The organism is Blastococcus sp. SYSU DS0552, assembly GCF_054050815.1.
The window spans coordinates 61,492-82,316 of the sequence record NZ_JBJHAB010000012.1 but is presented as its reverse complement, the minus strand read 5'-3'; the positions used below and the strand labels follow the sequence as shown (position 1 = coordinate 82,316).

Annotated in this window: 23 protein-coding genes; 12 read left to right on the top strand and 11 right to left on the bottom strand. The window is 74.7% G+C overall.

Translation table 11 applies throughout. The features are described from left to right. Nucleotides 1-38: 38 nt before the first annotated feature. Both ACI8AG_RS13690 and ACI8AG_RS13685 read right to left on the bottom strand, forming a co-directional pair. The gene (locus ACI8AG_RS13690) at nt 39-578 is read right to left on the bottom strand and encodes a methylated-DNA--[protein]-cysteine S-methyltransferase (protein WP_456597475.1); all 540 of its coding nucleotides are present in this window, start codon (nt 576-578) and stop codon (nt 39-41) included. Next, nucleotides 578-2,059 (bottom strand): DNA-3-methyladenine glycosylase 2 family protein, encoded by a 1,482-nt coding sequence (locus ACI8AG_RS13685; RefSeq protein ID WP_456597474.1) that lies wholly within the window; start codon nt 2,057-2,059, stop codon nt 578-580. Before ACI8AG_RS13685 ends, ACI8AG_RS13690 begins: the two co-directional genes overlap by 1 nt. Before the next feature lie 155 nt (nt 2,060-2,214). Here ACI8AG_RS13685 and ACI8AG_RS13680 point away from each other — a divergent pair, with 155 nt between their 5' ends. The 6 genes from ACI8AG_RS13680 to ACI8AG_RS13655 all read left to right on the top strand — a co-directional run bounded on the left by ACI8AG_RS13680 (nt 2,215) and on the right by ACI8AG_RS13655 (nt 7,508). Next, entirely contained in the window at nt 2,215-3,114 is a 900-nt protein-coding gene (locus tag ACI8AG_RS13680; protein WP_456597473.1) for an ABC transporter ATP-binding protein, read from the top strand. Then, nucleotides 3,111-3,953, top strand: a complete 843-nt coding sequence (locus ACI8AG_RS13675) for an ABC transporter permease (protein WP_456597472.1) — start codon at nt 3,111-3,113, stop codon at nt 3,951-3,953. The genes ACI8AG_RS13680 and ACI8AG_RS13675 overlap by 4 nt, the downstream gene beginning before the upstream one ends. Further along, nucleotides 3,950-5,197, top strand: coding sequence for a sensor histidine kinase (locus tag ACI8AG_RS13670; RefSeq protein WP_456597471.1), 1,248 nt, complete (start codon nt 3,950-3,952; stop codon nt 5,195-5,197). Before ACI8AG_RS13675 ends, ACI8AG_RS13670 begins: the two co-directional genes overlap by 4 nt. Beyond that, complete coding sequence (locus tag ACI8AG_RS13665) at nt 5,194-5,841, top strand: response regulator (protein WP_456597470.1); 648 nt, start codon at nt 5,194-5,196, stop codon at nt 5,839-5,841. Before ACI8AG_RS13670 ends, ACI8AG_RS13665 begins: the two co-directional genes overlap by 4 nt. Nucleotides 5,842-6,121: 280 nt before the next feature. Next, complete coding sequence (gene ychF / locus ACI8AG_RS13660; protein ID WP_456597469.1) at nt 6,122-7,195, top strand: redox-regulated ATPase YchF; 1,074 nt, start codon at nt 6,122-6,124, stop codon at nt 7,193-7,195. 115 nt (nt 7,196-7,310) lie between these two features. Next, nucleotides 7,311-7,508, top strand: a complete 198-nt coding sequence (locus tag ACI8AG_RS13655) for a hypothetical protein (protein ID WP_456580839.1) — start codon at nt 7,311-7,313, stop codon at nt 7,506-7,508. Between the two features lie 4 nt (nt 7,509-7,512). On the opposite strand, the gene ACI8AG_RS13650 is transcribed toward ACI8AG_RS13655, so the two are convergent. The 8 genes from ACI8AG_RS13650 to ACI8AG_RS13615 all read right to left on the bottom strand — a co-directional run bounded on the left by ACI8AG_RS13650 (nt 7,513) and on the right by ACI8AG_RS13615 (nt 13,622). Further along, a complete protein-coding gene (locus tag ACI8AG_RS13650) occupies nt 7,513-8,670 on the bottom strand; it encodes an RNA polymerase sigma factor (RefSeq protein ID WP_456597468.1) in 1,158 nt (385 codons plus the stop codon). Further along, nucleotides 8,667-9,074 carry a YciI family protein gene (locus ACI8AG_RS13645; protein WP_456597467.1) on the bottom strand — a complete coding sequence of 136 codons (408 nt, stop codon included), beginning with the start codon at nt 9,072-9,074 and terminating at the stop codon, nt 8,667-8,669. Before ACI8AG_RS13645 ends, ACI8AG_RS13650 begins: the two co-directional genes overlap by 4 nt. Nucleotides 9,075-9,188: 114 nt before the next feature. Beyond that, entirely contained in the window at nt 9,189-10,373 is a 1,185-nt protein-coding gene (locus ACI8AG_RS13640; protein ID WP_456597466.1) for an NAD(P)/FAD-dependent oxidoreductase, read from the bottom strand. Nucleotides 10,374-10,407: 34 nt separating this feature from the next. Continuing rightward, nucleotides 10,408-11,277, bottom strand: coding sequence for an RNA polymerase sigma-70 factor (locus ACI8AG_RS13635; RefSeq protein ID WP_456597465.1), 870 nt, complete (start codon nt 11,275-11,277; stop codon nt 10,408-10,410). Beyond that, entirely contained in the window at nt 11,274-11,867 is a 594-nt protein-coding gene (locus ACI8AG_RS13630) for a carboxymuconolactone decarboxylase family protein (RefSeq protein ID WP_456597464.1), read from the bottom strand. The genes ACI8AG_RS13635 and ACI8AG_RS13630 overlap by 4 nt, the downstream gene beginning before the upstream one ends. A gap of 282 nt (nt 11,868-12,149) precedes the next feature. Next, nucleotides 12,150-12,650 (bottom strand): hypothetical protein, encoded by a 501-nt coding sequence (locus ACI8AG_RS13625; protein WP_456597463.1) that lies wholly within the window; start codon nt 12,648-12,650, stop codon nt 12,150-12,152. Nucleotides 12,651-12,774: 124 nt separating this feature from the next. Next, complete coding sequence (locus ACI8AG_RS13620; protein WP_456597462.1) at nt 12,775-13,011, bottom strand: hypothetical protein; 237 nt, start codon at nt 13,009-13,011, stop codon at nt 12,775-12,777. A 71-nt stretch (nt 13,012-13,082) separates the two neighbouring features. Next, nucleotides 13,083-13,622 (bottom strand): dihydrofolate reductase family protein, encoded by a 540-nt coding sequence (locus ACI8AG_RS13615; protein ID WP_456597461.1) that lies wholly within the window; start codon nt 13,620-13,622, stop codon nt 13,083-13,085. A gap of 149 nt (nt 13,623-13,771) precedes the next feature. On the opposite strand from ACI8AG_RS13615, the gene ACI8AG_RS13610 reads away from it, so the two are divergent. The 6 genes from ACI8AG_RS13610 (at nt 13,772) to ACI8AG_RS13585 (ending at nt 19,852) form a co-directional block, all read left to right on the top strand. Next, on the top strand, nt 13,772-14,224 hold the full coding sequence (locus ACI8AG_RS13610) for a nuclear transport factor 2 family protein (protein ID WP_456590914.1): 453 nt from the start codon (nt 13,772-13,774) through the stop codon (nt 14,222-14,224). 94 nt (nt 14,225-14,318) lie between these two features. Continuing rightward, entirely contained in the window at nt 14,319-14,660 is a 342-nt protein-coding gene (locus tag ACI8AG_RS13605) for a PspC domain-containing protein (protein WP_456597460.1), read from the top strand. A gap of 109 nt (nt 14,661-14,769) precedes the next feature. Continuing rightward, on the top strand, nt 14,770-15,387 hold the full coding sequence (locus tag ACI8AG_RS13600) for a hypothetical protein (RefSeq protein ID WP_456590912.1): 618 nt from the start codon (nt 14,770-14,772) through the stop codon (nt 15,385-15,387). A gap of 142 nt (nt 15,388-15,529) precedes the next feature. Further along, a complete protein-coding gene (locus tag ACI8AG_RS13595) occupies nt 15,530-16,519 on the top strand; it encodes an LLM class flavin-dependent oxidoreductase (protein ID WP_456597459.1) in 990 nt (329 codons plus the stop codon). Nucleotides 16,520-16,565: 46 nt separating this feature from the next. After that, nucleotides 16,566-17,471, top strand: coding sequence for a DUF1028 domain-containing protein (locus ACI8AG_RS13590; protein ID WP_456597458.1), 906 nt, complete (start codon nt 16,566-16,568; stop codon nt 17,469-17,471). A gap of 92 nt (nt 17,472-17,563) precedes the next feature. After that, entirely contained in the window at nt 17,564-19,852 is a 2,289-nt protein-coding gene (locus ACI8AG_RS13585; RefSeq protein ID WP_456597457.1) for a putative bifunctional diguanylate cyclase/phosphodiesterase, read from the top strand. Here the strand turns inward: ACI8AG_RS13585 and ACI8AG_RS13580 are convergent. Beyond that, nucleotides 19,836-20,795 carry a hypothetical protein gene (locus ACI8AG_RS13580; RefSeq protein WP_456597456.1) on the bottom strand — a complete coding sequence of 320 codons (960 nt, stop codon included), beginning with the start codon at nt 20,793-20,795 and terminating at the stop codon, nt 19,836-19,838. The genes ACI8AG_RS13585 and ACI8AG_RS13580 overlap by 17 nt on opposite strands. Between the last annotated feature and the right edge of the window lie 30 nt (nt 20,796-20,825).

Genomic DNA, 20,825 nt, shown 5'->3' with positions numbered 1-20,825 from the left:
CGCGACCCTGCCGGAGGGGTGCGACAGTTCCGGGGAGGTCAGCCGGCGGGCACGCCGGCGTGCGCCGCCTCGTGGTCGAGCAGCCAGCGCTTGACCGGCGTCCCCCAGCGGAAACCGCCCAGCCCGCCGCCGGAGCCGAGCACCCGGTGGCACGGCACGAACAGGGCCGTCGCGTTGCGGGCGCAGGCGTTCGCCGCCGCGCGCACCGCCGCGGGGCGGCCGCACCGGGCGGCGAAGGCCGCGTAGGTGTCGGGCGCCCCGGCCGGCACTGTGCGCAGCACGTCCCAGGCCTCCTGCAGGAACGGTCCGGAGCGCTGCCGGACCGCGACGGCGTCGATCGCGCCCACCCGGCCGTCGTGGAACTCCTCGACGGCGTCGAGCACGTCCAGTCGGGGGGCGAGCTCGCTGGACACCGGACGGAGGGACGGGTGCACCACGGCCAGCAGGTCGGCCACCTCGGCGGTCCAGCCGCTGGCGAGCACGACCTCCCGGCCGTCGGGGTCGGTGTCCACCACCACGGTGAACGGGCCGGGTGCCGTGGCGACGGTGGCGTGCCGGGTGCGGATCGGGACGGTCATCAGGCGCTCCTCGGGAGGGCGGGCGTGCGGGTGAACAGGGACGGCGCGGCGAGCGCCCACAGGTGCATCACGGCGTAGGAGCGCCAGGGCCGCCAGCGGGTGGCGGCCTCGACGTCGGAGCTGCCGAGCGCGGCCAGCGACCGGCGCAGCGCGAGGTCGCCGGGCAGCCACACGTCGGGATCGGCGAGGCCGCGCAGGGCGACGAGGGCCGCCGTCCAGGGGCCGATGCCGGGGACGGCGAGCAACGCCCGCCCGGCCGCCTCCCGGTCGGCGCCGGGGTCGAGCGCGATGTCGCCCCGGTCCAGCGCGGCTGCCAGCGCGGTGACCGTGCGGCGCCGTGCGCCGGTCAGCCCCACCGCGCCGAGGTCGGCGTCGGCGAGGGCGGCGGCCCGGGGGAAGGCGTGGGTGAGCGAGCCGACCGGCTCGGCCAGCGGTGTGCCGGCGGCCAGCAGCCGCGCGGTGAGCGTCCGTGCGCCCGCGACCGACACCTGCTGCCCGAGCACCGCGCGGACCGCGAGCTCCTCGGCGTCGGGCGAGGCGGGCACCCGCCGCCCGGGAGCGGCGGCGACGAGCGCGGCCAGCGCGGGGTCCCCGCCCAGGGCCTCGTCGACGGCGGCCGGGTCCGCGTCCAGGTCGAGCATCCGCCGGCAGCGGGTCACCGCGGCGCCCAGGTCGCGCAGCTCGGTGAGCCGCAGGCGGGCGGTCACCGCGGCGCTGCCGTCGGCCGCCGGGGACAGCCGGACCACCGCCGGGCCGTGCGGCAGGTCGAGCACCCGCGAGAAGGTGCGCCCGTCCCACTCCTCGAGCCCGGGGACGGCGTGCGCGCCCAGGAAGAGCAGGACCTCGTCGGCGGCGTACGGCGCCCGGGCGGCCAGTCGCAGCGTCAGCCAGCCGGGCTGCCCAGCCGGGGCGCCGCGGCGGGCTCGGCGCAGCTCGGTCGGGGTGGTGGCGAACACCTCCCGCACCGTGTCGTTGAACTGGCGCACGCTGGCGAACCCGGCCGCGAACGCGATGTCGGTGACCGGGAGCCCGGTGGTCTCCAGCAGCACCCGGGCGGTCTGCGCGCGCCGGGCCCGGGCCAGGGCCAGCGCGCCGACCCCGAGCTCCCCGACGAGCAGCCTGTGCAGCTGCCGCTCGGAGTACCCCAGCCGGGCGGCCAGGCCCGGCACCCCGGAGCGCTCCACCTCGCCGTCGGCGATCAGGCGCATCGCCCGCGCGACGACGTCGGCGCGCACGTCCCACTCGGGGGATCCGGGGACGGCGTCGGGACGGCACCGCCGGCACGCCCGGTACCCGGCCCCCTGGGCGGCGGCGGCGGTGGAGAAGAAGGTGACGTTGCGGGGGAGCGGTGTGCGGGCCGGGCACGAGGGGCGGCAGTAGATGCCGGTGGTGCGCACCGCGGTGACGAACCATCCGTCGAAGCGTGCGTCCCGGCCGGCGACGGCGCGGTAGCGGCGTTCGTGGTCCAGGAGCTCGGTCACGTCGTCGAGCATGCCAGTGCAAGGGGACGGCTCCTGGCGGTTTTCGGACGCCGCCGTGGGGGTGGGCGGGGCCGTCCGCCGTCCACCGGTCGGTGGACGGCGGATCAGCGCTCCGGTCGTTCCCCCCGGGGTGGCTCTCCGGCGATGCTGGCTGCATGACGACGATCCACGAGGCGCCGGACGTGCCCGGTGCGGCAGCCGGCGAGCGACCGGCCGTGCGGGTGCGCGGTCTGGTGAAGCGGTACGGGGGGCGGGCCGTCGTGGACGGCGTCGACCTCGACGTGCGGCGGGGCGAGGTGTTCGCGCTGCTGGGCCCGAACGGGGCCGGCAAGACGACGACGGTCGAGATCCTGGCCGGCCTCCGGCGGCGGGACGGCGGGACGCTCGAGGTGCTGGGGGAGGACCCGGCCGGCGCCGACCGGCGCTGGCGGGACCGCGTCGGTGTCGTCGGGCAGAGCACCGGGGCGGGTGACGCCCTCACCGTGCGGGAGACCGTCGACCACTACGCGCACTACCACGCGACCCCGCAGAGCAGCACGGAGCTGCTCGCCGCCGTCGGCCTGGAGCAGGCGGCGGGCACGCGCGTCGACCGGCTCTCCGGCGGGCAGCGGCGGCGGCTGGAGGTCGCGCTGGGGGTGCAGGGACGGCCGGAGCTGCTCTTCCTCGACGAGCCGACGACCGGGCTCGACCCGGTCGCCCGCCGGCAGTTCTGGTCGCTGATCGAGGGGCTGCGCGACCGCGGCACCACCGTCGTGCTCACCACCCACTACCTCGACGAGGCCGCGCAGCTGGCCGACCGGGTCGGGGTGATCGCGGCGGGCCGGCTGGTGGAGGTCGCCCCGCCCGGGGCGCTGGGGGCCGCCCTGCGTCAGGAGGCCACCGTGCGCTGGACCGAGGACGGCGTCGTGCGCGAGGTCGTCACCCGCACGCCGGCCGGCGTCCTGCGCGACCTGCTGGCGGCGACCCCCACCGGCGAGGTCCCCGACCTCACCGTGACCCGTCCCGGCCTGGAGGACGTCTACCTCCGGCTCGTCTCCGAGGGAGCCCCCCGATGACCGCTCTGCTGCCCACCCCGCCGCCGGCCACCCGCCGTCCGGTACCCCCGGGCGCCTGGACGATCGGGCGGGCCAGGGTCGCCCTGGAGCTGCGGCTGTTCGTCCGCGACCCGGGCCAGCTGGTGTTCTCGTTCGCCTACCCGGTCGTGATGCTGGTGATCTTCGGATCGATCTTCGCCGGCCGCGAGGTGGCGCCCGGGGTGGACTTCCGGCAGTACTTCCTGGCCGGGATCGCCGCGACGGGGATCATGCTGACGAGCTTCCAGGCCGTCGGCCTCGCGATCACCGAGGAGCGCGACCGGGGCGACCTGCTGCGGCTGCAGACGCTGGGCACGCCGCCGCTGGCGTACGGGATCGGCAAGGCCGGTCAGGTGCTGCTCACCACCGTCGTCCAGCTGGCGGTGCTGCTCGTGGTGGCCGCGACGGTCTACGACGTGCCGATGCCCGGCGACGCCGGCCGCTGGCTGACCTTCGCCTGGGTGGCGGTGCTGGGCATCCTCGCCGGCACGGTGCTCGGCATCGCGGTGTCGTCGTTCGTCGGCAGCGCGCGGGCGGCGGGCGCGGGCATCCCGGCGGTCGCCGTCGTCCTGCAGTTCTTCTCCGGTGTGTTCTTCGTGTTCTCGGAGCTGCCGGGGTGGATGCAGCAGCTGGCCGCGGTCTTCCCGCTCAAGTGGATGACGCAGGGCATGCGCTCGGTCTTCCTGCCCGACGCGGCCGCGGCCGCGGAGCCCGCGGGCAGCTGGGAGCACGGGACCACTGCCGTGGTGCTGGCCGCATGGGTGATCATCGGCGTCGTGGTCTGCGCCCGGACGTTCCGCTGGCGGCGGAACGCCGGATGAGCGTCCGCAGCCGGCTCGGCGCCGCCTTCCTCCCGCCCGCGGACGAGGAGGGCGGCGCCGAACCGCTGTCCGAGCGCGGCTGGCGGGCGACCGTCGTCGGGATGCACGTCATCTCGGCGGCGTTGTGGGGGCTGGCCGTGGCGACGGCGGTCGCCGACCACGACGGCGGGCGGCTGACCGCCGTCCTGGGGGTGCTGGCGGGGTTCGCGCTGGCGTACGTGCTGGCCGGTGCGCCGGCGCTGAGCGGTGATGCGCCGGTCCGTGCGGTCGTCTACCTGGCGGTGCTCGTCGCCGGGTTCTGCGCGCTCGGGTTCCTGTCCCCGGAGCTGTTCTTCCTGCTGTTCCTCGCCTATCCGCAGGTGTGGTTCGTCGTGCACGGCCGGATGACGGGTGTGGCGTGGACCGTGCTGCTGGCAGCCGCCACCGCGGCCGGCCCGCTGGTGCGCGCGGTATCGGGGGAGCTGGCCCGCGAGGTGCTGGTGCAGACCGCCATCAGCCTGCTGTTCAGCCTGGCGCTGGGGCTGTGGATCAGCCGGGTGCTGCACCAGAGCGCTCACCGCGCCGAGCTCATCGAGCAGCTGGAGCGCACCCGGGCGCAGTTGGCCCGCGCCGAGCACGAGCGCGGTGTCCTGACCGAGCGGGAGCGGCTGGCCCAGGAGGTGCACGACACCCTCGCGCAGGGCTACACGAGCATCGTGGTCCTGGCGCAGACCGCGGCCGCCCAGCTCGCCGCCGACCCGGTGGTCGCCCGCGAACGGCTGACGCTGATCGAGGAGGTGGCGCGGGAGAACCTTGCCGAGGCGCGCGCCATGGTCGCCGCTTTCCGGCCGGTGGCGCTGGACGGCTCGACCCTGGTCGAGGCGCTGGCCCGCCTGGCCGAGCGGTTCGGGCGCGAGACCGGCCTCCCGGTGCGCGTGGACACGTCGGCGCTGGACGGCGGTCTGGCGCTGCGCCGCGACGAGGAGGTCGTCCTGCTCCGGGGAGCGCAGGAGGCGCTGACCAACGTGCGCCGGCACGCGGCGGCGCGGGCGGTGGTGATCCGGGTGTCGGTCGTCGGCGGTGAGGGGGCGCGGCAGGTGTCGGTGCACGTGGAGGACGACGGGGTGGGTTTCGAACCGTCCCGCGCGCGGGGTGCGGGGCTGGAGGGGCTGCGCGACCGCGTCTCCTCCGTCGGGGGCGAGGTCGACGTGGTCTCGGCGCCCGGCGAGGGCACGCGGGTGACCGTGCGGGTGCCGGCCTCGTGAGCGGGGGTGCCGTGATCCGGGTGGTGGTGGTGGACGACCACCCCGTGGTCCGGGGCGGTCTGGTCGGGTGGCTCGACGCGCAACCCGACCTCGACGTGGTCGGGGAGGCGGGCGACGGGGCCGAGGCGCTGGTGCGGGTGGCCGAGCTGGAGCCGGACGTCGTCCTCATGGACCTGCGCATGCCGCGGATGGACGGCGTCACGGCGACCGGGCGCATCCTCTCCGCGCACCCGGACGTCCGCGTGCTGGTGCTGACCACCTACGACACCGACGCCGACATCGTGCGCGCGGTGGAGGCCGGGGCAACCGGCTACCTGCTCAAGGACACGCCGCTGCCGCAGCTGGCCGACGCCGTCCGGGCCGCGGCCCGCGGGGAGACCGTGCTGGCGCCGCCGGTCGCCGCGCGGCTGGTCTCGCGGCTGCGGGCCCCGGTCGCCGAGGCGCCGACCGCGCGCGAGCTCGAGGTGCTCGCGGGCGTGGCGCGGGGGTTGACGAACGCCGAGATCGGCCGGCAGTTGTTCATCGGTGAGGCGACGGTGAAGACGCACCTGCTGCGGGTCTTCGCGAAGCTCGGGGTGGACGACCGGACCCGGGCGGTGCTGGTGGCGGTGGAGCGCGGGTTGCTGCCCTCGCCGGGGCGGTGACCGGATCGTCATCGGCCCCGAGGGTCAGCCCCTGGACCTCGGCCGCACCACGGCCGCTCCGCAGGGACCCGCCGCGAGCTGCGTCCGTGCGGTGCTTGCCCACGCTGTATCCCTTCGACCGATCCATCACGGTCGTCGGCCGGCGGCGCGGGGGGGGGGGAACTGGACCAGGAACCTCATCAGGGCGGGGGAGGCCCACGGTGGTGGGCGCCGCCGCGCGGGTGCCACCACGATGTCGGGCGTCCGGAGGCGGTGCGCCGGGGCCGTACTCTGAGCTCCCGTGAGCCTCACCATCGGGATCGTCGGCCTGCCCAACGTCGGCAAGTCGACCCTGTTCAACGCCCTGACCAAGAACGACGTCCTCGCGGCGAACTACCCGTTCGCGACGATCGAGCCGAACGTCGGCGTGGTGGGGGTGCCCGACCCGCGGCTGGAGAAGCTCGCGGAGATCTTCGGCTCGCAGAAGATCATCCCGGCGACGGTGTCCTTCGTGGACATCGCCGGCATCGTGCGCGGCGCCAGCGAGGGTCAGGGCCTGGGCAACAAGTTCCTGGCGAACATCCGCGAGAGCGACGCGATCTGCCAGGTCATCCGGGTCTTCAGCGACCCCGACGTCGTGCACGTCGAGGGCAAGGTGAGCCCCGCGGACGACATCGAGACGATCAACACCGAGCTCGTGCTGGCCGACATGCAGACGCTGGAGAAGGCCGTCCCGCGGCTGGAGAAGGAGGCGAGGAAGGACAAGGAGCGGGCCGCGCTGCTGTCCGCCGCCCAGGACGCGCAGAAGGTGCTGGACGAGGGGAAGACCCTCTTCTCCGCGGGGGTCGACCCCGAGCCGCTGCGCGAGCTGACGCTGCTCACCACCAAGCCGTTCCTCTACGTCTTCAACGTGGACGCCGACGAGCTCGCGAACAGCGAGAAGCTCGACGAGCTGCGGGCGCTGGTGGCTCCGGCGGAGGCGATCTTCCTCGACGCGCAGACCGAGTCGGAGCTGATCGAGCTGCCGGCCGACGAGGCCGCCGAGCTGCTCGAGTCGATCGGGCAGAGCGAGCCCGGGCTGGACCAGCTGGCGAAGGTCGGCTTCCGCACCCTGGGGCTGCAGACCTACCTCACCGCCGGGCCGAAGGAGTCGCGCGCCTGGACGATCCCGGTTGGCGCGACCGCCCCGCAGGCCGCCGGCGTCATCCACACCGACTTCCAGCGCGGCTTCATCAAGGCCGAGATCGTCAGCTTCGACCAACTGGTCGAGGCCGGCTCCATGGCCGAGGCCAAGTCCCGCGGCTGGGTCCGCATGGAGGGCAAGGACTACGTCATGGCCGACGGCGACGTGGTGGAGTTCCGCTTCAACGTGTGACCTCCGGGCGCACCCCACGGTGGACGCGCGGAACAGGGGCTACAGGAGCAACGTTCTGGTGTCGATGTCCCCGATGGCCGGTGTCGCCGGGGTGCCCCACGACCGAGGAGACCTGATGGACTACCTGCGACAGCTGCAGGCGGAACGGCCGCTGCTCTTCGGGATCCTGCTCCTGGTGGGCTTCATCGTCGCCTTCCAGCTCGCGATCTTCGTGATCCAGCTGATCGTCGGCCCCTTCGGTCTGCCGGGCTGGGCGCCCCTCGTGATCCTGGTGGGCGGCCTCGTCCTCATCGCCCGCCGGCAGCAGCGGTAGCGGCTCATTCGACCGCGAGGGCGTTGAGCCGGGCCGCCTGGCGCATGAGGTGGTCGCGCTCGGGCAGGTTCGGTGCGGCACGGGCGGCCTCGGCGTAGAGCCGCGCCGCCGTCGCCGGGTCGCCGTCGCGCTCGTGCAGGTACGCCGCGACGGCGGAGTAGCGGGGGAGCGAGGGGTCCAGTTCGGCCAGCGCGGCCAGACCGGCCCGCGCACCGTCGGCCTCGCCGACCGCGACGGCCCGGTTGAGGCGGGCGATCGGGCTGCCGGTGAGCCGCACCAGCTCGTCGTACCACTCCACGATCTGCACCCAGTCGGTCTCCCCGGCGGTGCGTGCGTCGGCGTGCAGCGCCGCGATCGCGGCCTGCGCCTGGAACTCACCCAGCCGGTCGCGGGCCAGCGCGGCCTGCAGCACCTCGACGCCCTCGGTGATCGACCGGGTGTCCCACGCGGTGCGGTCCTGCTCGGCCAGGGGCACGAGGCTCCCGTCGCGGCGGGTTCGTGCGGGGCGGCGCGCGGAGTGCAGCAGCATGAGCGCCAGCAGGCCCGCCACCTCGGGGTGGTCGACGGCGGCTGCGAGCCGGCGGGTGAGCCGGATGGCCTCGGCGGCGAGGTCGATGTCGCCGGAGTAGCCCTCGTTGAAGACCAGGTACAGCACCCGCAGAACGGTGGCGATGTCCCCGGGCTGGTCGAACCGGACGCCCGACACCGTCTTCTTGGCCCGGCTGATCCGCTGCGCCATGGTCGCCTCGGGCACGAGGTAGGCCTGGGCGATCTGCCGCGTGGTGAGGCCGCCGACCGCCCGCAGCGTGAGCGCGACCGCCGAGGCCGGGGTCAGGGACGGGTGGGCGCACAGGAAGTACAGCTGGAGGGTGTCGTCCACGCCCCCGGCCGGCCCGGGCGGCGGCTCGCCCTCGACGCGCAGCTCGCGCTGCCGCCGGGAGGTTTCGGCGCGGGTGGCGTCGAGGAACTTGCGCCAGGCCACCGTGACCAGCCAGCCCTGCGGGTCGCGCGGTGGGTTCTCCGGCCACACCCGGACGGCTTCGAGCAACGCTTCCTGGACCGCGTCCTCGGCCGCCGCGAAGTCGGCTCCGCGGCGGCCGAGGATCCCGATCACGGTGGGGATGAGCGCCCGGAGCAGGGTCTCGTCCACCGGTGCGGTCACTCCGTGACGGTCGGCGGCGCCGTCAGGAACGGACGCAGCTCGAGCCACTCGTGGATCGGCTTCCCCCCTGCTCCGGGAGCCGCGGAGAGCTCGCCGGCCAGCTCGACCGCGCGTTCGTAGCTGTCGACGTCGATCACCATCCAGCCGGCGATGAGGTCCTTCGTCTCCGCGAACGGGCCGTCGGTGACCGGCGGCCGCCCCTCGCCGTCCGAGCGGACCCACGTGCCCTCGGCCGCGAGTGCCTGCCCGTCGACGAACTCGCCGGTGCCCTCGAGCCGCTCGGCGAACTCCTGCATGTACCGCACGTGGGCCGAGATCTCCTCCGGCGTCCACTTCTCCATCGGGACGTCGTTCACCGCCGCCGGCGCGCCGCGGTAGTGCTTGAGCAGCAGGTACTTGGCCATGGTGTTCTCCCTGGTGAGGTACGGCCCAGTCTGGCCGTTCGCACCCCGGGGACGGAGCCGCGCTCGGATTCTCGACATGGGGCGCGGGCCCTGTCGAGGACCTTCAGGACGGGATCAGACCCGGCCGCGGAGGATGCGGTGCCAGTAGACCTGCGGCAGCCCGTAGCGGTCGAACAGCCACTGCCAGCGTCGCGGCACGAACGGGTCGAGGAAGGGCACCGATGGCTGGGACCGGTTGTCGCGGTCGACCTCGTTCAGCATCAGCTTCCGGCGGGTCACGGTGATCGGCATGACCGTGTAGCCGTTGTACTGCTGCATCGGCTTGCCCGTCGCGGCGGCCGACAGGTTCTCGCTCAGCACCTTCACCTGCTTCCGCAGCGCACCCCCCGACGGGCGGGTGGCGAGGTCGGCGGCGTCGCCGAGGCCCCAGATCGACCCGTGCCGGCGGTGCCGCAGCGTCCCGGGGTCGACGTCCACCAGGCCGGGGGAGGTATCGACGGCGAGGCCGGCGTCGGCGATCCAGCGCGGCGCCCGGTAGTGCGGGACGGCGTGCGCGAACGCGACGTCCTCCAGCACCCGCCGGCCGCTCGGGGAGGTGATCGTGACCGAGTGCAGGTCACCGTCCACCCGCTCGATCCGTGACTCGCGCAGCACCTCGATGCTGTAGCCGGCGAACACGTCCTCCAGGTACCGGTCCGCTTCCGGGATGCCGGTCCCCGTCGCCGCCGGCAGCACGAGGCGGACCTGCAGGTCGTCCAGCACGCCGGCGCGCCGCCAGTGGTCGCACGCCATCAACAGCGGCTTGAGTGCGGTCGGCCCGCAGGACGCCGGCTCCGGGGGCACGGTGAAGACCACGGAGCCGGCCCGCAGCGACGTCACGCCCGGCCACACCAGCGGGGCGCTGCCCGGCACGTACGAGGACGCGGCCCACCCCTCGGTGTAGGCCCGCTGCAGCCCCGGCGTCGCGTCCCAGTCCTCCACGAGGCCCGGGCAGAGCACGAGGGTCGAGCAGTGCAGGGTCCGGCCCCCGCGGGTGCGCACCGTCATGGCGGCGGGGTCGACGGCGTCGACGGCGTCGCGGATCCACGTGCACCCGTCCGGCACGACGTCGGCCATCGGGCGTTCCAGGTCGGCCATCGTCGCCTCGCCCGCGGCGACGTAGTTCAGCAGCGGCTTGTACCGGTGCACCGGGGACGGCGCCACGACGGTGACGTCCTCCACCCCGTCCCGGAGCAGCCGCGCCGCCAGGGAGATGCCGGCGTTGCCGCCGCCCAGGATGAGCACGTTCGTTCCCGCCACGTCCGCTCCCGAAGATCAGGCCGCGGACCTCTGGTCAGCGCCGCAGCTCGGCCACCGTGTCGAGCCTGCCCAGTTCGTGCGGGTTCCGAACCGCGTACATGCGGCTGATCCGGCCGTCCTCGACGACGAACGTGACCACGGTGTCGAACTCGCCGCCGGGGTCGATCCGCGCCCCGACCGCCCCGTTGACCAGCGGGGTGGTGATCCGCACGCCGGGCGCGAGCTCGGCGAACCGGGACAGCGCGTTCGCCACCCGCGCCCGGCCCGCGAACGGTCGCCGGGCGGCGGGCGCCAGACCGCCGCCGTCCGCGACCACGACGACGTCGGGCGCCAGGACGTCCAGCAGCGCCTGCACGTCGCCACCGGTGAGCGCGGCGAGGAACCGGTCCACGACCTGCTGCTGCTCGGTGCGGCTCACCGTCATCCGCGGTCGCCGGGCCGCCACGTGCTCGCGGGCCCGGTGCGCGATCTGCCGCGCCGCGGCGCTGGACCTGCCCACCGCCTCGGCGATCTCGTCGTAGGGCACGTCGAACACCTCGTGCAGCACGAGCACCGCGCGCTCGACCGGTCCCAGCGTCTCCAGCACCGTGAGCACCGCGATCGAGACGCTCTCCGCGAGCTCGACGTCCTCGGCGACGTCGGGGCCGGTCAGCAGCGGCTCCGGCAACCACTCGCCCACGTAGTCCTCGCGCCGGCGGGAGATCGTCCGCAGCCGGTTCAGCGCCTGCCGGGTGACGATCCGCACCAGGTAGGCGCGCGGGTCCCGCACCGTCGCGGGGTCCACCTCGGCCCACCGCAGCCAGGTCTCCTGCACCACGTCGTCGGCGTCGGCGGCCGAGCCGAGCAGCTCGTAGGCGACGGTGAAGAGCAGGCCGCGGTGGGCGGGGAAGGGGTCGTCGGTCATGCCGGGGTGAGGCCGTCCCGCGAAGGGGTGGCCAGCGGCGGCAGGCCGCAGGACGCCGCGAACTCCTGCGAGCGGATGCCGAGTGCGACGTTGGCCCGCGCCGTGAGGTTCATCGCGCCGACCCGGGCGGTCAGCTCGACGAGCGCGGGCGCGCCGAGGTCGGTCAGCAGCGCGGTCGACAGCTCGTCGGTCACGGCCGGCGGCGTCTGGCTCATCGCCTCGGCGTACTCCATCACTCGCCGCTCCAGGGGCGTGAAGACCGTCGACTGCCGCCAGCGCGGCACCTCGCGGGCCTTCGCCTCGTCGAGCCCGCGGTTGCGCGTCATGAAGTAGTGGAGATCCAGGCAGAACCTGCACCCGACGGTCGCGGCCGCGGCCATCGACGCGAAGGTCGCGAGCTGGGGGTTCAGCCGGTGCCACGCGTCGGCCTTGCGGCCCAGGCCCATCAGGTCCTTGACCACGGCCGGGTGGTGCCAGAGCACGCCGACGGACTCCGGCACCTGGCCGAACATTTTCCGGCACATCGCCTTCACCAGGCCTCCGTAGATGCCGGTGACCTCGGTCGCGGGGACCCGCGTGCTCCTCGCCATGTCTCCTCCAGGTGTGTCGATCCGACGACATGGAGACACCGGCCGCGCCGCCGGTGTGACAGGGCGAGGAAGTCCACGGAGTCACACGGCGACGGCGAGGACCGCCAGGGTGCGCACGGGCCACCGCCACCGGTCGGCCCGGCCCGGTCGTGGGCTCTCGCGTGCATCGAGCACGCCGGGAGAGTAGGGGAGGAGGCGACCCAGCGGCGGTGGACCGGACCCCGTGCGTCGGCGAGGGGCGCCGGGGTGACCCGGCGGCCCTCGCCGACGGGGCGCGCCCCGTCAGGTCGTGACGAGCCCGCGCACGCTCTCGGTCAGGGTCAGCGCCAGCCGGCGGGTCACGCGCAGCCCCTGGTCGGCCAGGGCGTAGGTGGTCTCGATGACCTCCTCCGGCCGGACGAGCACGGCGGGCACGAAGCTGCGCACGATCGTCGTCACCCCCTGCACGAGGCCGACGACGGCGTCCTCGCTGCTGTCCGCCGCCGCGGCGAGCTGCCGGCGGGCCTGCTCCTGCTCCTGCTCGCGCAGCTCCACGAGGAGGTCGCGGCGGACGGCGAGGACCAGCTGGCGGGCCCGCTCGTCGTGGGATCCGTTACGGGCCTCCTGCAGGACCTGGGCGGCCAGCAGCTCCCGGGCCCGGTCCTCGGCCTCCTCGCGGGTACGGGCCAGCTCGTCGAGCTCCGGCGTCGTCGGCTCGGTGCCGGGCGCGTCCTCGTCGGACTGCTTGCGGTTCTTCGGCTCGGTGGTGGACGTGGCCGGCGGCTTGGCTGCGGGCGTGGTCATGGCTTCCTCCTGGATCGTCTCCGTCCGGACGGCACCAGGCTCCGGCCGGAAGGTGACCCGTGGGAGAGCAGCGCGCGCACGGCAGGGGAGCGACCCGGTAACAGTCGTACCGCGGCCGCCGGGATCAGCTGGCGAGGCGGGCGCACTCCCCGCACCGCGCCGTGCCGTGCTGCGTGGGCCAGTCCTGCGCGGCGGTCGCCCGCACCAGCTGCCCGCACAGCGACGCCTCCAGCCCGTCGACCACCGGCTTGGCGACCGCGTGCACGACGTCGTCCGCGCGACCGGCCCCGGCGTCGTCCGACCGGACGTCACGCCCGATCCAGCCGACCCGGATCCCGATCACGAAGAGGCTCGCCGTCATGGCGCCAGCGTGGGCACCGAAGGTGTCCGCCCGGTGACGCGGTCCGGAACACCTGGCGGCGACCGGGCGTCTCAACCCTCCCGGGCGGGCCGGTAGACCAGGTGCAGGACGCCGGTCGGGAAGGCCTCCGAGGACAGCAGCTCCAGCGGGGTGCGGCCCAGCTCGTCGGTCCAGCGGCGCTCCCCGGCGACCACGACCGGGTCCACCAGCAGCATCAGCTCGTCGAGCAGGCCGGCCTCCAGAAGCGACCGCACGGTCGTCAGGCTGCCGGACATGCCGATGGTGCCGGCGGTGCGCTCCTTCAGCGCCCGCACCTCGTCGAGGGAGCGCAGCACCGTCGTCCCGGCCCAGTCGGAGTCCTGGAGCGTCGTCGACAGCACGTACTTGGTGGCCGGGTTGATGAACTCGGCGAACTCGTCGCTGTCGTTGCCGGGCCAGTACCGGGCCCACTGGTCGTGCAGGACGCGGCCCATCAGGTAGGCCTCGCACCGGCCCAGGTGCCGGTCCATGGCCGCGCCCATCGCCTCGTCGAAGTACGGCCCGTGCCACTGGTCCGGGCGCTCGGCCGAACCGTCGACGGTGGTGAACAGGGCGGCGGCGATGCGTCCCACGGGATCTCCTTCGGTGAACCGGTCGTCGAGAACCTAGACGGGCCGGCCGCGGCGAACTCATCGGCCGGCGTGCGAGGGGGCCCGCACCCCCGGCAGGCTGGCACCCGGTGGCCGGCAGGCGGCCGCCGCTGCGCCCGAGGAGGCACCGCGTGTCCCGACCACCGTTCCCGCCGTTCACCCTGGAGACCGCCCAGCAGAAGGTGCGCGCCGCGGAGGACGCGTGGAACACTCGCGACCCGGTCCGGGTGGCGCAGGCCTACACGGAGGACACCGTCTGGCGGAACCGCGCCGAGTTCCTGCGGGGCCGTGACCAGGTGGTGGACTTCCTGACCCGCAAGTGGCAGCGCGAGCTGGACTACGCGCTGCGCAAGGAGCTGTGGGCCTTCACCGACGACCGCATCGCGGTGCGCTTCCAGTACGAGTGGCAGGACGCCGAGGGCCGCACGTGGCGCTCCTACGGCAACGAGAACTGGGAGTTCGCCGCCGACGGCCTGATGCGCCGGCGGGAGGCCAGCATCAACGACGTGCCCATCGCCCTCGAGGAGCGCTGGATCCTCGGCCCGCGGGAGGACGGCGACACGACGCCGCTCCCGCTGCGGTGAGGTCCGGCCGGGGGAGACCCTGAGCGCCGTTCTCGGGGGCGGATCCGGGTGTCACCGGATGTCGCGCCGGCGGCTCCGCGCGCAGGCTCGTGGCATGACGAACTCAGTTCCCCTCCCTCCGCCCGCGGACGCCCCCGACGGCGGGCAGCAGCGCCCGCCGCGGCGACCGGAGCTCCGGCGCAGCACCACCGACCGCATGGCCGGCGGGGTGTGCGGCGGGCTCGCCGAGTACACCGGCATCGACGCCGTGCTGTGGCGGGTCGGCTTCGTCGGCCTGACCGTCGCCGGTGGTGCCGGCATCCTCGTCTACCTGCTGCTGTGGGTGCTGATGCCCGCGGGGCCGATGCGGGACGACGAGAACTCCAGCCCTCTGGAGCGGCAGGTGCAGCGGCTGCACGACGTCCTCACCGGTGGGCGGGCGGAGTCCCCGCGGTGAGCCCGGTCGCCCTCCCGCGGGCCGGCCGACGGTCGGCACCGGCCCGCGAGGGGCGCCGATCCGACAGGATGAGCCGACCCCAGCCGTCGACCACTGTTGGAGCACAGTCGTGACCGTTCCCCCCGCGCCCCAGCCGGCCCCTGTGGTCGTGCCGAAGTTCTTCGTCCGGCAGCGGGTCACGATGATGGTCAACCGCTACGAGGTGCGCTCGGCGAACCCCGACGGCAGCGAAGGGCAGCTCCTCGCCCTCGCCGAGCAGAAGCGGATGAAGCTGCGGGAGGAGGTCACCTTCTTCGCCGACGAGTCCAAGAGCCGGCGGGTGTTCTCCTTCAAGGCCCGCCAGCGGCTGGACGTCGGCGCCGAGCACGACGTCCTCGACGAGCACGGGCAGCCCGTCGGCTACTTCCGGAAGGCGTTCGGCGCCAGCCTGCTGCGCTCCACCTGGCATCTGTCGGCGCCCGGCATCGACGCCGTCGGCCAGGAGCGCAACCGGTTCATCGCGCTGCTGCGCCGGGTGTGGGGCCTCATCCCGTTCCTCGACAGCATCCCGGTGCCTTTCCTCTTCCACTTCGACTTCACCGACAGCCGGACCGGGGCGCTGGTGATGAGCAGCGAGAAGCGGATCGCGCTGCGCGACCAGTACACGGTGACCGTTCCCGACGACCGCCTGGACTTCCGGGTGGCGGCGGCGATGGCCGTCGCGCTGGACGCGCTGCAGAGCCGCTGACCCACGCTCTGGGGGTGTTCGCGGCGCTCCACGGCCACTGCAGGACACGCGGAGCGGCCGGAACGCTCCCACGGCGCAGGGGAAGGTGCGGCGGGCGGGCGGCGTTGCGCCAGGCAACCGACGTGAAAGGCCCGTACCGCACATGAGCATCACCCTGTCCGTCCTCGACCTGGCCCCCATCCCGCGCGGGGAGACCGCGAGCAGCGCCATCGCCGCGAGCGTGGCTCTCGCCCAGTGCGCGGAGGAGCACGGTTACGCGCGCGTCTGGTACGCCGAGCACCACAACATGCCCTCGATCGCCTCGTCGGCCACCAGCGTGCTGATCGCGCACGTCGGCGCGCAGACCAGCAGCATCCGGCTGGGTGCCGGCGGGGTCATGCTGCCCAACCACTCGCCGCTGACGATCGCCGAGCAGTTCGGCACGCTCGACGCGATGTACCCCGGCCGCATCGATTTGGGGCTGGGCCGTGCCCCGGGCAGCGACCAGAACACCATGTACGCGCTGCGCCGCGACCCGCGTTCGGCCGACAGCTTCCCGCAGGACATCCTCGAGCTGCAGGCCTACCTGGCCGGTGAGAGCCGGGTGCCCGGTGTCGACGCGATCCCCGGCAAGGGCTCGCGGGTGCCGCTGTACGTGCTCGGGTCGTCGATGTTCGGCGCCACGCTCGCCGCGGCGCTCGGGCTGCCCTACGCGTTCGCCTCGCACTTCGCGCCGGCCATGCTCGAGCCGGCCGTCGCCGCCTACCGCCGGGAGTTCAAGCCCTCCGAGCAGCTGGCGGAGCCCTACGTCATCGCCGGGGTCAACGTCGTCGCCGCCGACAGCACCGCGGCCGCGCAGGAGCAGCTGCAGGCCGTCCGGCGGAACCTGGCCATCGGCCTGTTCGGCCGTGGCCGGGCGCTCACCGACGAGCAGGCCGACCAGCTGCTCGCGCAGGGAGCCGGTCAGCACGTCTCCACCATGCTGACCCACACCGCCGTCGGCACCCCGGCCGAGGTGCGCGAGCACCTCGAGGGGTTCGCGAAGCTGGCCGACGCCGACGAGCTGATCGTCGCCCACCAGTCGGCGTCCCTCGACGGACGGCTGCGGTCGGTGGAGCTCCTGGCCCAGGCCATGGGGGACCGCGCACTGTGACGCACCGGGGTTTCGGGTCCCGGGGAGCCGCGGGTAGGCCGCCGCGGTGACCTACTCGATCGTGGCCCGCGACCCCGAGACGGGGGAGATGGGCGTCGCCACCCAGTCCCAGGCCTTCGCGGTCGGCAACAGCGTCCCCTTCGCCCTCCCGGGGCACGGGGTCATCGCCACGCAGTCGATGGCCGAGCCCATGTACGGCTCCGTCGGTCTCGACCTCCTGCGCGGCGGGTTCACCGCGCAGGAGGTGCTGACGGCGCTCAGCAGCGTCGACCCCCAGCCCGAGCGCCGGCAGGTCGCCGTCCTCGGTCTCGCCGGCGACTTCGCCGTGTACACGGGCACCAGCTGCGTCGACGCCGCCGGTCACCTCATCGGCGACAACTGCGTCGCGCTGGCCAACATGGCGAGCTCGCCCGCGGTGTGGGAAGCGATGGTGGAGCGGTTCGAGGGCTCCGCCGGTCTGCTCGCGCAGCGCCTGCTCAGCGCGCTGGTGGCGGGGGAGGAGGCCGGCGGTGACTTCCGGGGACGCCGGTCGGCCGCGATCATGGTCGTCCGCGCGACCACGACCGGGCGTCCCTGGCACGACATGGTGGTCGACCTGCGGGTCGACGACTCCCCGGACCCGCTGGGCGCCCTGGCCGACCTGACCGTGACCCGTGCCCGCTACCAGGACGTCGTCCGCGCCTTCCAGCAGGCCATCGACGGGGACCCCGTCACCGCCGACCGGGAGCTGGAGCTGCTGCGCCCCATGGACCCGGTCACCGAGCCCGACCAGCTGATGTGGCGGGCCGTCGTCGCGGCCCTCGCGGGCCGGGAGGACGACGCCCGGGCGATGCTCGTAGAGCTCGCGGCCTCCGCGCCGCAGTTCATCGAAGCGGCCAGCCGCTTCGGCAAGGCCGGGCTGATGCCGGCCGACGTCGTCGACCGGATCATCCCGCCGGTGCCTCCCGCCTGACGCTCCCGGCGCGGCCCCGGCCTCCCCCCGGCGGGGGAGGAGGGACGTGAGCTGCGTTTCAGCCGATCTCGTACCGCGCCGATCGTCCGGTCATGGATGAGCGGCGCACCGGGAGCACGCGGGGGCGCGACGCGGACCGGGCGCTGCGTGCCGTGCGGGTCACGGCCGCCGTCGCGTCCGCCGCCTGGGTGCTCTGCCTGGTGATGGCCGCCCTCGGGATCCCGTACGTCGGGGAGTACCTGGCCGCGGGCGGGAAGCTGGTCTTCCTCGCCGCCCTCACGGTCGTGCTCGTGCTGCGGGCACGCGTGACCTCGGTCGCACGCCGGGCGTGGCTCTGCTTCGCCGGCGCGGTCGGGGCCTACCTGCTCGGTGGCGCGGTCTACGAGCTGCACTACCGGGGGCTGGAGACGGTGCCCCGGCCGTCGTGGGCCGACGCCCTCCAGCTGGGGTTCTACCCGCTGGCCTTCCTCGCGCTGCTGCTCATGATCCGCGGCCGGGTGCGGCGGCTCACGGCCGACCTCTGGCTCGACTGCCTGGTCACCGGGCTCACCGCCGGGGCCCTGGCCGCGTCCCTGGCCCTCGGGGACCTGCTCCGCACCGCGGCGGACGGGCAGGGCGCCGCCCTCGTCGGCATCGCCTACCCGGTGGGTGACCTGCTGCTGCTCAGCCTGCTGGCCGCCGGCCTGGTCGTCATCGGGCGGCGCGGCGGGGGCGGCTGGTGGTGGGTCGTCACCGGGCTCCTGCTGTTCGTCACCGGCGACAGCGTGTACGCCTACCAGGTCGCCCACGACACGTACTCCGTGGGCAGCGCGCTCGACGTGGTCTGGGGTCTGGCGTTCCTGTGCTTCGGGTTCTCGGCCTGCCACGCCCCCGCCGGGGGCATCTCCGACCCCGCCGCGGTCCGCGCGCCGCTGCTCGTCCCCGCGGTGTGCACCCTGACCGCGGTCGGGCTGCTCGTCCACGGGTACTTCCGTGGCGGCGACCCGATGACGGGGGCGCTCGCCTTCGGCGCGGTCCTCGCCGCCCTGGCGCGGACCGCGCTCACCTTCCGCGCCGTCCGCGCGCTGGCCGACAGCCGCCGCCAGGCGCGCACCGACGAGCTGACCGGGCTGCCCAACCGGCGCTGCGTCTTCGAGGCGCTCGACGCCCTGGACGCCCGGCTCCTCGCCGGTGAGGAGCTCGCCGTCCTCGTCCTCGACCTCGACCGGTTCAAGGAGATCAACGACTCGCTGGGCCACGGTGTCGGCGACGCGCTGCTGCGGGAGGTCGGCACCCGGCTGCGGGCGCAGGTGCGCGACGGTGACCTGCTGGCCCGGCTGGGCGGGGACGAGTTCGTCGTCCTGGCCCAGGACCTGGACGTCGACGGCGCCCTCGTCCTGGCCGACCGCCTCCGCGACCACCTGCGGCGCCCGTTCCGGCTCGCCGGCATGGAGCTCGGCCTGGACGCCGCCGTCGGTGTCGCCGTGGGCCCCGACCACTCGCGCAGCGCCGTGGAGCTGCTGCAGCTGGCCGACCTGGCGATGTACTCGGCGAAGTCCGGCCGCCTCGGCGCCGCCGTGTACGACGAGGATCGGGACGGGCACGGTCGGCACCGGCTGGAGGACGTCTCGGCGCTGCGGCGGGCTCTCGAGACCGGTGAGCTGGTGCTGCACTACCAGCCGAAGCTCGATCTCCCTACGGGCACGGTGGCAGGCGTCGAGGCGCTCGTCCGCTGGCAGCACCCGACGCGGGGGCTGCTCTACCCGGACGCGTTCATCGACCTGGCGGAGTCGGCCGGGCTCATGGGCCAACTGACCGCCCGGGTGGTCGACATGGCCCTGGCCCAGTGCCGCCGCTGGGCCGACCAGGGCCGGTCGCTCACCATGGCGGTCAACGTCAGCCCCTCGAACCTGGTCGACCAGTCCTTCCCGGACGACGTCGCCCGCCTGCTCGCCGCGCACGGGCTGACCGCGGGCAGCCTGGTCCTCGAGGTCACCGAGAGCCTGCTGATGGAGGACCGGGAGCGCGCCGTCGGGGTGCTCGGCCGGCTGCGGGACGACGGCGTCGGCGTGGCCATCGACGACTACGGCACCGGCCACTCCAGCCTGGCCTACCTCGCCGCGCTGCCGGTCACCGAGCTGAAGCTGGACCGCACGTTCATCGCGGCGCTGACCGGGAGCGCGCGAGCGGCCTCGATCGTCACCTCCACCCTGCAGCTGGCGCACGCGCTGGGGCTGGTGATGGTGGCCGAGGGCGCGGAGGACGCGGCGACGGTCGCGGCCCTCGCGGAGCTGGGCTGCGACGTCGTCCAGGGGTACCACCTGAGCCGGCCGCTACCGCCGGACGAGCTGTGGAGCTGGCTGGACGAGCGGGAGCAGGCGCCGCTCACCAGCCGGGCGTGAGCCCTTCGTCGAGCCAGGTCTCGTACTCGTCCTCGGTCATCGGGCGAGCCGCGGCCAGCGCCGCCTCGAGCACCGGCAGCGCGACGACCGGGTCGACCGTCACGCCGACCCGGACGTCGGGGTCGAAGCGGACCAGCTCCTGCCAGTACCCGGACGAGCGCAGCCAGCGCCCGTCGCCGAGGGCGGTGCAGGAGGTCATCGGCTGGTCGCCGCCCGGCGTCCAGAGCGAGGTCGCTGCGCACGGGTCGGCCGCCGCGGGATCCACCGGCTGGTCGCGGAACAGCCAGAGCACCGCGTCGGCCCGGTGGTCGGCGCGTTCCAGCCGCGTCCAGATCAGCGGGCTGCCGGTCGCCTGGGACGCGGAGACCCGGTAGCCGTCGACCGCGGTGACCCACGGGTGCTCAGTGGTGCCCACCTCCGTGAGGGTCCGCTGCTGCTGGGCGTCCTGGGCCGCCTCCGTCCCGCGCGGCACGAGGACTGCCGCGGCGCATCCCGCGAGGAGCACCGCCGTGACGATCCGGACCACGCCGGGCCACTGCAGGCCGGCGACCGCGGCGAACGGCAGACCGGCGGCCGCGTAGCGGAGCAGCACGGGCACGCCGTCGCCGACGTCCAGGCGCAGCGCCACCCCCGCGAGCACGACGACGGCACCGGACGCGACCACGCCCAGGGTGACGCCCCGCAGCACCGAGCCGGGCCGGCCGCAGCCACCCGGTCCCGCGGTGCGGTCCACGGCGACGGCGAGCCCGCAGGCGACGGCGGTGAGCACGGCGACCGCGATGCCCACGGCGGTCCAGCCGCCGAAGAGCGAGGCGATGACGACGGGCGCGCCCACGACCGCCATCAGGATGCCGAGCCCGCCGGCCAGCAGGACGTGCAGCAGCGCGCGGACCGGGGACGCCGTGGGGGGTGCCACGCGGTCTTCGGCGGTCGTGGGCAGCACGCGCGCAGTGTGCCAGCCGGCGTGCGGCCT